6 protein-coding genes and 1 tRNA gene are annotated in these 10,022 nt (G+C 32.8%); 4 read left to right on the top strand and 3 right to left on the bottom strand.

The features are described from left to right. Together ACKI2P_RS11830 and ACKI2P_RS11825 are read left to right on the top strand one after the other, a co-directional pair. A partial coding sequence (locus tag ACKI2P_RS11830) for a hypothetical protein (RefSeq protein ID WP_407377799.1) occupies positions 1-370 on the top strand: 370 nt, incomplete at its 5' end. A 470-nt stretch (positions 371-840) separates the two neighbouring features. Further along, positions 841-2,226, top strand: a complete 1,386-nt coding sequence (locus ACKI2P_RS11825; RefSeq protein WP_407377797.1) for a carbon starvation protein A — start codon at positions 841-843, stop codon at positions 2,224-2,226. Here ACKI2P_RS11825 and ACKI2P_RS11820 read toward each other — a convergent pair whose 3' ends face one another. Beyond that, positions 2,227-2,784: a CatA-like O-acetyltransferase gene (locus tag ACKI2P_RS11820; RefSeq protein WP_407377796.1), complete on the bottom strand. Its 558-nt coding sequence runs from the start codon at positions 2,782-2,784 to the stop codon at positions 2,227-2,229. 387 nt (positions 2,785-3,171) lie between these two features. Between ACKI2P_RS11820 and ACKI2P_RS11815 the strand changes: the two genes are divergently transcribed. Next, positions 3,172-3,245: transfer RNA gene (locus ACKI2P_RS11815), tRNA-Lys, on the top strand. 425 nt (positions 3,246-3,670) lie between these two features. Further along, entirely contained in the window at positions 3,671-4,447 is a 777-nt protein-coding gene (locus ACKI2P_RS11810) for an EFR1 family ferrodoxin (protein WP_407377800.1), read from the top strand. Between the two features lie 88 nt (positions 4,448-4,535). Here the strand turns inward: ACKI2P_RS11810 and ACKI2P_RS11805 are convergent, their stop codons facing one another. Both ACKI2P_RS11805 and ACKI2P_RS11800 read right to left on the bottom strand, forming a co-directional pair. Continuing rightward, positions 4,536-5,330 carry a hypothetical protein gene (locus ACKI2P_RS11805; protein ID WP_407377794.1) on the bottom strand — a complete coding sequence of 265 codons (795 nt, stop codon included), beginning with the start codon at positions 5,328-5,330 and terminating at the stop codon, positions 4,536-4,538. 695 nt (positions 5,331-6,025) lie between these two features. After that, the gene (locus ACKI2P_RS11800; protein ID WP_407377792.1) at positions 6,026-9,892 is read right to left on the bottom strand and encodes a right-handed parallel beta-helix repeat-containing protein; all 3,867 of its coding nucleotides are present in this window, start codon (positions 9,890-9,892) and stop codon (positions 6,026-6,028) included. Positions 9,893-10,022 lie beyond the last annotated feature (130 nt).

Below are 10,022 nucleotides of genomic sequence, written 5' to 3'. Positions count from 1 at the left end.
ATCCATCTTGATTGGAGTAAGTTTAGTATTCCTAGGTATAGCATCCATATTCTCTGGATTTTCTGCAATTAATATTATTATTGGAATTCTTGCCATCATTTTCGGATTATTATTTATATTCAACCTTGACGCATTATCATTCCTATTAGGTATCCAATTCTATATCATTGGAATTATAATTGTTTTAATAGGTATTGCAGGTCTGTTTTCAGGAGACGGTGCATCAAAAATTCTTTCAATATTTATAATAATCTTAGGTATTGTACCATTCATCCTTGGAGCATTATCATTAACTACTCCATTATTTGCAGCAATACTAATAGGCATAACTTTAATTGTTGAAGGTGTAAGCTTATTCATTGCAAAATAAACATTAAGCAATCTTTTGATTGCTTTTATTTTTTTTTAAGCATTTTTTGAATTTTAATATAATATGTGACTTTGATTTTACTTCTTTTTTACAGTAATACTTACCTTAAGACAGGCACGTATGAATAGTTAAATTATTTCCAATCAGGCGATATCCCATTCATCAATAGCCAATCAAAAAAAAAATCTATAAAAAATAGTTTTGAAGGAAATGAATATCCCTCAATCAAAAAATCTTGTGAATTCTTCAGGTGAATTACGTGGAGCTTCAGGCTGGTTTAACTGATTGTCTTCATCACCATAACCGATTCCAATACCAACACCACAACATATTATTTTATGAATTTAAAAATTATGTTCTAAAATCCACATGAATGCAGAAACTAAGATAATCATCAAAATCATATGGAACTTTAAATTACAAATAGTTCATGCAATATTTTTTAAAGAATAAAATATTAAATTAATTATATGTACAGTTTTTTAATATGTTTTTTAGCATTGATTGCATCATATTTCATATATGGTAAATTTATTGAAAGAATTTCTGGTGTGGATGAAACCCGCCAAACACCTGCATTTAAACTGCAGGATGGCGTCGATTATATGCCAATGTCTACAATTAAGAATTTTTTAGTTCATTTTTTAAATATTGCAGGATTAGGGCCAATTTTTGGAGCAATTCAAGGGGCATTGTTTGGTCCTGTAGCTTTTGTGTGGATTACATTAGGTACAATATTCATTGGTTCAATCCATGATTTCTTTTCAGGATATATGTCCCTTAGAAATGACGGATGGACATTGCCTAAGATTATTTCAAATTATTTGGGAAGTAAAATCCAAAAAATCATGGCAGTTCTCATAATAGTTACCGGAATTCTTGTTGGAGCAACCTTTGCAAAAGGAGCAGCAGAACTACTTAGCAGTTTAACCCATATCAACCCATTTATATTGATAACAATAATATTCATTTATTTCTTGATTGCAACCGTATTTCCAATTGATAAAATCATAGGAAGAGTATATCCTATATTTGGAGCATTACTATTGATTATGGCTGTGTTGATGACAGGAGCATTAATTTTAAATCCTTCATACACCATTCCCGAGTTTACAACACAAGGACTGTACTTAACTGATAAAAGCATTTTCCCATATTTATTTGTCACCATTGCATGCGGAGCCATTTCCGGATTTCATGCGTCCCAGTCTCCGATTGTTGCAAGATGCATTGAAAATGAATTAGATGCAAGGCCAGTGTTTTTCGGCTCAATGGTTCTGGAAGGTCTGGTTGCACTCTGCTGGGCAGCAATTGCAATGGCGTTCTTCCACGGCCAGCCACAGCTAGCTGCAATATACAGTGCAACACCTTCAGTTGCGGTCTATGAAATGGCAAGAATATTAGTCGGACCAATAGGTTTGATTTTAACAATAATTGGAGTGGTAATCTGTCCGATTACATCAGGAGACACTGCACTTAGAAGCTCAAGAATAACTATTGCAGATGAATTAAATCTTAATCATGAAAAACTGATTTCAAGACTGAAAACAGCAGTTCCTTTATTTTTGATTTCCTTTGCTTTAACATTTGTTGATTTCAGCTTAATCTGGAGATATTTTGCATGGGCTCAACTGATTGTGGCCACAATAGTATTATTTGCTGCAAGCGTTTATTTAATCCGAAACGAAAAACCATACATTATTACATTGCTTCCAGCAATGGTTTGTACATTAATTGCATTTGGATACATACTGCAGGCACCTGAAGGTTTAAGGCTGCCTTCAATGATTGCTAATGTAATATCCATTATTATAACTGCATTTACCACAGTTATATTTCTTAAAAAGTACAAATAATTATTTAAACAATTTTTCAGGATTGTTTAAATATTTTTCAACTTTTTCATAAAACAGTTTAAAATGCCATCCAAAGATGAAAACATGACTGGCAGTTAATGAAATTGGAATTTTACAATCAGTCAATCTTCCCCAACTAATTACAGGCATGATTTGATTTGGACTTGCAATAATGTTTGTCATTGCATCAAAATCAAGCCATGGGATACATGACAAATTTGCAATAGGCTCCTCATCCCTTTTCATTGGCTCAACCAAATATTGATTATCTTCAATGTTATTCTTCTTATTTTCAACATACTTGTTCCATTCATGAATATTTTTAAAATCACTGACAGGCTTAAATTCAATTTCCCTAATAGTATGGTCTTCTTGTATTATTGGCGAAACGGCGTTAATCACCTCATACTCTACAACTTCCTCACCAATGATTCTCCATCGAAACTCAGGAATTTCATTTAAAGCTTCTAAAATACAAGCACTTGTCAAGTTGAAAAATGGAATGTGTTCCCTTTTTGCCATTTCATATGTTTTTTGTGCATCTATGCGAACGGTCATTGAATAGCGTGATGTTAAAAAACACCGAACGGCAATTCATCAACATCAAAATCCAATACCCTTTTACCATACTGATTCAATATGTTCCCCCCCCATACTTAATTTACCAAAAAATTTGCTTAATCTACTTTTAGTTTATAGCTTTCGCTGAAATTTAATAAAATAACATTATTGTTATCTGTTATTTTATTTTTAATTCTATTTAAATCAAATGATGGATCAATTGAAGAAATAATATTATTTTAAAGTTTCTATTTTAAACAGGAGTTTATTTAAATTTAATTTCAAGGATTTTTTCCACATTATTGGAGACTCCCCATTATCAAAACAAAATAGTTAAATATGGTAAATCACAAATAATTATTTTTATTTAAGTTAAATTCAATGGGGCCCGTAGCTCAGTCTGGCAGAGCGCTTGGCTCTTAACCTTGATGTCGCGGGTTCAATTCCCGTCGGGCCCATTTCAATACTCTTTTTATAATGTAAAATATAGTTTATAATGACACAATATTTAATTTCAATAGTTTTGCATTCTTGAAACTTCGATTCAATGAAAATAACTAAGGGAATAAATGGAGAACAGTTTAAGGCGGTGCCAAAATTATTTCATTTTATTTGAAATTTTAAACTATTCCATCAAGGACACTTTATCATATAAATCAACGAAAACCTTCAAATCTCTCTTAACGGAACGGATTTTGGAAATTGGAACTTCTTTTTTAATATTTGCCTGTCGGCTCATATATTTTATTAATTAAAAATACTTATAAAATTTTATATTACACTCAATGAAAAAATGTGGAGAATTATTTAAATAACCCCATTATCAAATATTAAAACGAAAATAAGACTTATTATGGAATATTTTCTTTACAATTAGGAGAGAATCAATATTAAAGCAACAGAAATCGTTTTTAGTCCAACTGGAGGAACACAAAAGGTATCTCAAATAATCGCCAGCCAATGGAGCAATAACCGCCAAGTGATTGATTTGAGCAAAACAGACATAGACTTCTCTGAATATATAATCAATGAAGATGACATGGTTTTAATTGCCATACCCGTTTTTGGAGCAAGAGCACCTGCAATAGCCATAGATAGACTGAAACAAATCCGAGGAAACAACGCTAGATGCACACTTGTCTGTGTTTACGGAAATGGAGATTACGGATCTACATTATCAGAAATGAAAACCGCTGCAGACGAAAGCAACTTTAAAGTCATTGCAGCCATTGCAGCAATAGCCCAACACTCAATCATACCGGAATATGCACGCAACAGACCAGATGACGAGGATTTCAAACAGCTATCTGATTTTGCCGCCCAAATTCTTGGCAAAAAAGACATTATTCAAACAAAACTTGAACGTAAACGAACAAAAGAAGTAAACATTAAAGAAACAAAACCTGAACCCCCAGCAGAACCGCCCCTTCCAAAAGCAAATGAATCTTGTGTCCAATGTGGATTATGCAGACAAACATGCCCTGTGGAAGCAATTACTTCAGAATACATTTCTGATATTGGCAAATGCATATTCTGCATGAGATGCATTAGACAATGTCCCCACGGTTGTCGCGAAGTTAATGAAGATGTAATTTCTACAGTGGCATTATCACTTAAGGAGATGTGTTCAAAGAGAAAAGAAAATGAATTATTCCTATAAAGATATATTAAGTTAATGTAACTAAATTAAAAAAAATAGGCAAAAATCGAAAAAAAAAGAGATATTGGAAATTACAATCCATATCCTATTATTTATTATTTTTAATTAATGATTCCAACTCATCCAAACGTTCATTTAACTCTTTTTCACGTTTTTCGTTATGCCTTAATAATATTGCAGCTGTTAATGTTGCAGTACCTACGCCAGATATTGTGTATCCTCCCCAAACCAGAAGCAGACTTATCATCTTACCAACTCCTGAGTTACCAAGCACCGCATAACCGTTACTTGTAAATGCATTTGAAACCATGACTATGGCATTTAAAGGTTCAACACCTTCCACAAACAATGTGATAATGAAACTTATAAAAACTATGACGAACAAGAGTATGATTGTAATTCCAAGGCCGTTTGTCTCCGTATATTTCCTGAATTTGCGGAAATACACTATAATGAAATATGCATAAACAAGAGCATGAATAAAAAAAATCGGCCAGATCATAAGCTCCATATTTAAAACAAGCCATACTATAGCTTCATAAGGCACCAGAAGGAAAAAGAGTATTTTATTGTTCCAGGAACTGTAATCCAAATTCAATGCAACATATAATGATATAATAATTTGTAAAACAGCAAGCGCAATAAACTCAAATTCGTCAAATATCAAGAGATGCAATATGAAAAAAAAGAAAATCATCATCATGATTAAATAATAAACTTGTTTCAATGTTTCAAGTTCCTGTTCAGGAAAATATTCCTTTGGATTTAAAAGTCTACTTTTACTGTTAACCAGACGCACATGAATAAATTTTCCAACTGAAAACAACACGCCAAATATTAAAATTGGAATAAACAATTCACAGACAATTCTAAAAATATCCATACAATTAATTTATCAAAACTTATATTTTAACTTTTAATTTTTAAAAAACTAAAACTCTGATTAAACAGCAATACTTAGAAATAATAATATTAATGATTTACTTTATGAATCCTTTGAAATACCATATGCTGGCAATTTAAACTCCATTCATGAAACTATAATATATATCTTACACAATGCTAAATTGAAAACCTTAGCATTAACAAAAATTAGATAACAATCCAAATTCTTTTAACTTACTATGAATCGTACAAAAAGACATCTTATCCGGCACCTGATGAAATTTAAATTCTAACAATGATTAGTTCAAGTTACTTTCAGTTAACCTTCAAAGAAATCTGTAGAATTTGAAGTAACTCAGGTTTTGTTTTTAATGTACTTATTGTCAACCCCTAAACAATAACAATCTTTTAAACCCCCATGATTGTTATTAAGTACCTTTTGTTCAAATCCATAATTAATCCAGTTAAATGTTTTTCCCACTATTCTCTTATCAGATATCCTTATTGGATTTTCATATGAACATTTGCAAAACCTGAATTCTTCAGTTCTCCAATTATAATCCTCAGCAAGTTTCCCCCTCCTTGCTTCATCGGCAAATACAATTTTTGAACTCGTGTTAATCGTTTCTAACGTTTTTTAATTCTCTTTTGAAATTCAAAAGGAATGAAAGGAAAGTATTATTTTAACTTTCCTTAGTCATTTGTAAAGTAATAACTGATTCCACTAACCAAACTGGTAGGTATAATATCCAAAGCAGCTGAACATTCAACAGCCCATAGAATCCCCTCTGATTTTAAGATCGTGAGCATTACAGATTCTAAAGTACACTCTTCCAAAGCACGTTCGTATGCATAAGAATGCATCCAAGAATTGAAATGCCATACGGCACCTCCTCCGAATCCTCCCGCATAACCTCCTGCAATTGTTGATATAATAGTTAAAGTTAATGTTGTGGCTAATCTGTCGTGACTCACATCAAAAGTTTGTTCATTAATCCATACTGATGATGCAGCACCAATTGCTCCACCGACTAATGCTCCAACAGCTATACCTACCATTGGATTGGCTGTTACGGCACCTGCAATAAAACCAGCAACTGTAGCTAATATCGGAGTAAATACCGTAATTGCAGTGGAGGCTGCAATGGACATACTTTCAGCGAAATGAACCCAGCCGACCTGATCATTTCCGGTAACGTTTACACCGTTGAACAGTACCTGTCCATCATCACCGACACATATGTCATTACCTTGACCATAAGCAACATTTCCACTAAAGGTACAATTTTCTACACTTAATAATCCTTGGGTGAAGATTGCACCTCCGTTTTTAGCGTAATTGTTTGTGAAAACACAATTAGTACAAATCATTAATCCAGCATTGAGTATTGCTGCACCCCAGTCTCTGTCAACATAATAGTCCATTTTATTTTCATTGAAGTTTACATGGTCAAATATGCATACTCCACCCATATTCTCGACTGCAGTGTTGAATCCTTCAATCTGGATATTGCATGCGGAAAATGTTTCGCCTTGAGATACTATCGCCCATTTATCTTCTTGTCTATCTTCAAAAGAACCTTTAATCACTGATTCATTACCGTCAATATTGATGTTGTCAAAAGCGGATGAAAAGTCCCATGCTTTATCACAGTCTATTGTGAGAGCTTGGGTAAATACAACATTCAATATATCCATGCAATAATCATCAACTGCAACCGCCTTTGAAGTTGGAAGATCTTTATAAAATATTTCTAATGCTTCAAGGTATTCTTCCTCTTCATAGTGATTTTTGTTGATTACTTCAATATAATCGGATGCACTGCTGACATATTCAGTTTTTGTAATTTTGAACATGTTTTCAAAAGTTCTAGCTGATAATGAATCGAATACATCCTGAACAGTAGGTTCAAAAAGGTTTTTAAAGATAAATTCCTTTGTATATGAAACGCTTAATTGAGGGAATTCCTTAACGATACATAATACAAATTCACCGGTTTGATTGTTGTAACTGCCATAGTATGATATATCATCGTTGTAATTGTTTACACCACCTTTCATGATGGAAGCATAGACTAGAGGATATAAGTTAATAGATTCATCAGCAATAATCTCTTCATGTTGATAGGTAGTTAAATAATCTATATTGACGTTACTAGCAAATGCATCAATAATATTATGTGAACCAATAAACAAGACATTTAATAAACTCAAGTGCTTACGTGTTTTTCCGATGAAAATTGCTTCATCAGCCATTTTAGAACCAGAGCAGACAAAGTTACAATTACTAAATGTATTGTTTGCACCGTCAATAAAGATTGCACCACCAGCATATATTGCAGAATTATTTATGAAAATGCTTGCATCAATAATACCATTGTTTCCGCTCCAGTTTATTGCTCCACCGAATTCAGCGGTGTTTCCTTTTAAAGTTGAATCAGAAAGGACACCGCAATCACCGGCCCAGTCAATCAGACTTCCATTTCTTAAATTGCTATTTGCATTTATAGTCAATTTATTAATTTTAATGCCGTTTCCTTCTACACGAATAACGGATTCATTTAATTCATCATCAAGTGCAATGATGCTGTGTCCGTTGGCATTGATAGTTATGTTGTCATTTTTTATTACTATTGATTTAGATGGAGTATAATAATCCCTGTAAATATCATAAACTTCATTTTCATTGAGATTTGATATTTCATCATATAATTGATCAAAAGTGACGGGTACTGATTTTCCATCAATTATCACATCTGAATCATCATCAATCCAAATTTTAACTCCCATATCACTTTCAAAAGAACAGTTATTTATTGTCAATGCCCCATTTTCAGTTCCACCATTCCTATTCACGTAATAAATAATTTCATTATTGTTGAGTGTGAAAAAGGTATTTATGAAGCTGGTGTTTGCGATAATGTTGTTTGTTCCATCCATATAAATTGCTCTAGCAGCATTATTTATGAAAAGACAATTATCAATAATTCCATTGTTAACATACCAGTTTACGGTTCCGCCGATTTGTGCTTCGTTTCCTATAAAGACACAGTTAGAAAGGGACACATTTTCTCCTGTCAAGGTCATGAAACTTGGACATTCTATGTTGCTGGAGTCAAAATCAAATGTCAAATCATTGATTTGAACATTGTTTCCAAATATGTTTAACAGGCAAGTTAATGAATCTCTTCCGAATATTTTGTAGCCGTTACCGTTGATTATTATGTTGTTAGCATTTATTGTCAGGTCTCCATCAAACTTGTCAAAGTAACAGTCCCTATCGAAATTGTAAATGTCTCCATCTTTTAATTGTTCCAATTCTTTGATTAAATCCTTAAAGCTCATTGGAGAGAACACATTTTTAGGTTTATCTCCTTCAAAAATCACTTCACATCCATTTTCAGCAATAACACTATTTGCAGACATTATTCCACTTTCAAAAAGACAGTTGTTTATGGTTAATTTTGGATTGTTGATGTTTTTGAAGTATATAGCTTCGTAATGGTTTGTGGCATATGAATTATTAAAAGTACAGTCCTTAATTAAATTGTCATTTCCGCTGACATAAATTGACCCACCGAATTTTGCTGCATTATCATCAAATGTTGAGTTTTCAATTTTTCCGTTACTTCCTGTCCAGTAAATTAATCCACCGTTATCACCGACGTTGTCATAGAATTGGCAGTTTGAAATAATTCCGTTGTTACCATGCCATTCAATCGGACTTGTTAAATGATTGTAATTGTTTCCATAGACATTTTTGTTTGAACGAATGTAATCTGAATCATAAGCTCTTGAATTTGTGATTCTTAAATTTGTAATTGTTACGTTGTTTCCGGTTATGTTGAATAATCCAAAGAATTCTTTTACTCCGCCGCAGTCTATAATGTGACCATTACCGTCGATAACTATATTATCTGTTTTAATGTTTATTATACGATCTTTTGCAAGGTCTCCTGTAGGGTTTGTAATAACATAATCCCTTTCGATGTTGTAGTAGTCTCCAGGTTTTAAGTTTTCAATGTCTCTGTATAATCCTTCAATAGTTGCATAGCTCATGTCTACACCGTTATATAATACAGTGCATCCTTCATCCCATAAGACTCTAGTAACTTTATCTGTTATTCCGGTATTTGTGAAGTAACAGTCATCTATTCTTAATATTTGTCCACTTTTGTTTGAGAAATATATCGCTTCGTTGTATAACTGAGAGGTGAATTTATTAAAAGTTGTACTGATTATTTCAACGTTTTCACCGGTTATGTATAATGCTCCCCCAAGTTTTGATGCTGAATTGTTTTCAAAAAGACAGTATTTAATGTGTCCTCCGTTTCCATTCCAGCTTATTGCCCCACCATTTGCTGCAGTGTTATTATAAAAGTCACATGAATTAATTATTCCGTTATTTCCGTTCCACACAATATTACTTGTTTCAGCGTTGTTAGCTGCTTTGAAGTTTACAAATTTCAAGTCATATATGATTACATTTTTTCCAGTTACTATGAATTTTGCCAATTCTGATCCTCTGGCATCTATGGTATGATGATTTCCTTGAACCACCCCACCCTAAGAGGGTGGGGATTCCTGAATTTTTTTTCACTTAATAGGTTAATTAAGTATTTTTCAGGCTATCCCCGTTGAACCAGCGGTTTAATATATTAATTGCAGCATTTACGTCTCTATCGAGTAT

The organism is Methanobrevibacter sp. (genome assembly GCF_045541095.1).
In the GTDB taxonomy this organism is placed as follows: Archaea; Methanobacteriota; Methanobacteria; order Methanobacteriales; family Methanobacteriaceae; genus Methanocatella.
This window is presented reverse-complemented; position numbering and strand designations above follow the sequence as displayed.

What these genes read in the sequence shown, in the direction of transcription:
- ACKI2P_RS11825 (WP_407377797.1), top strand. Translation starts at nt 841, where the DNA reads ATGTACAGTTTTTTAATATGTTTTTTAGCATTGATTGCATCATATTTC.
- ACKI2P_RS11820 (WP_407377796.1), bottom strand. Translation starts at nt 2,784, where the DNA reads ATGACCGTTCGCATAGATGCACAAAAAACATATGAAATGGCAAAAAGG.
- ACKI2P_RS11805 (WP_407377794.1), bottom strand. Translation starts at nt 5,330, where the DNA reads ATGGATATTTTTAGAATTGTCTGTGAATTGTTTATTCCAATTTTAATA.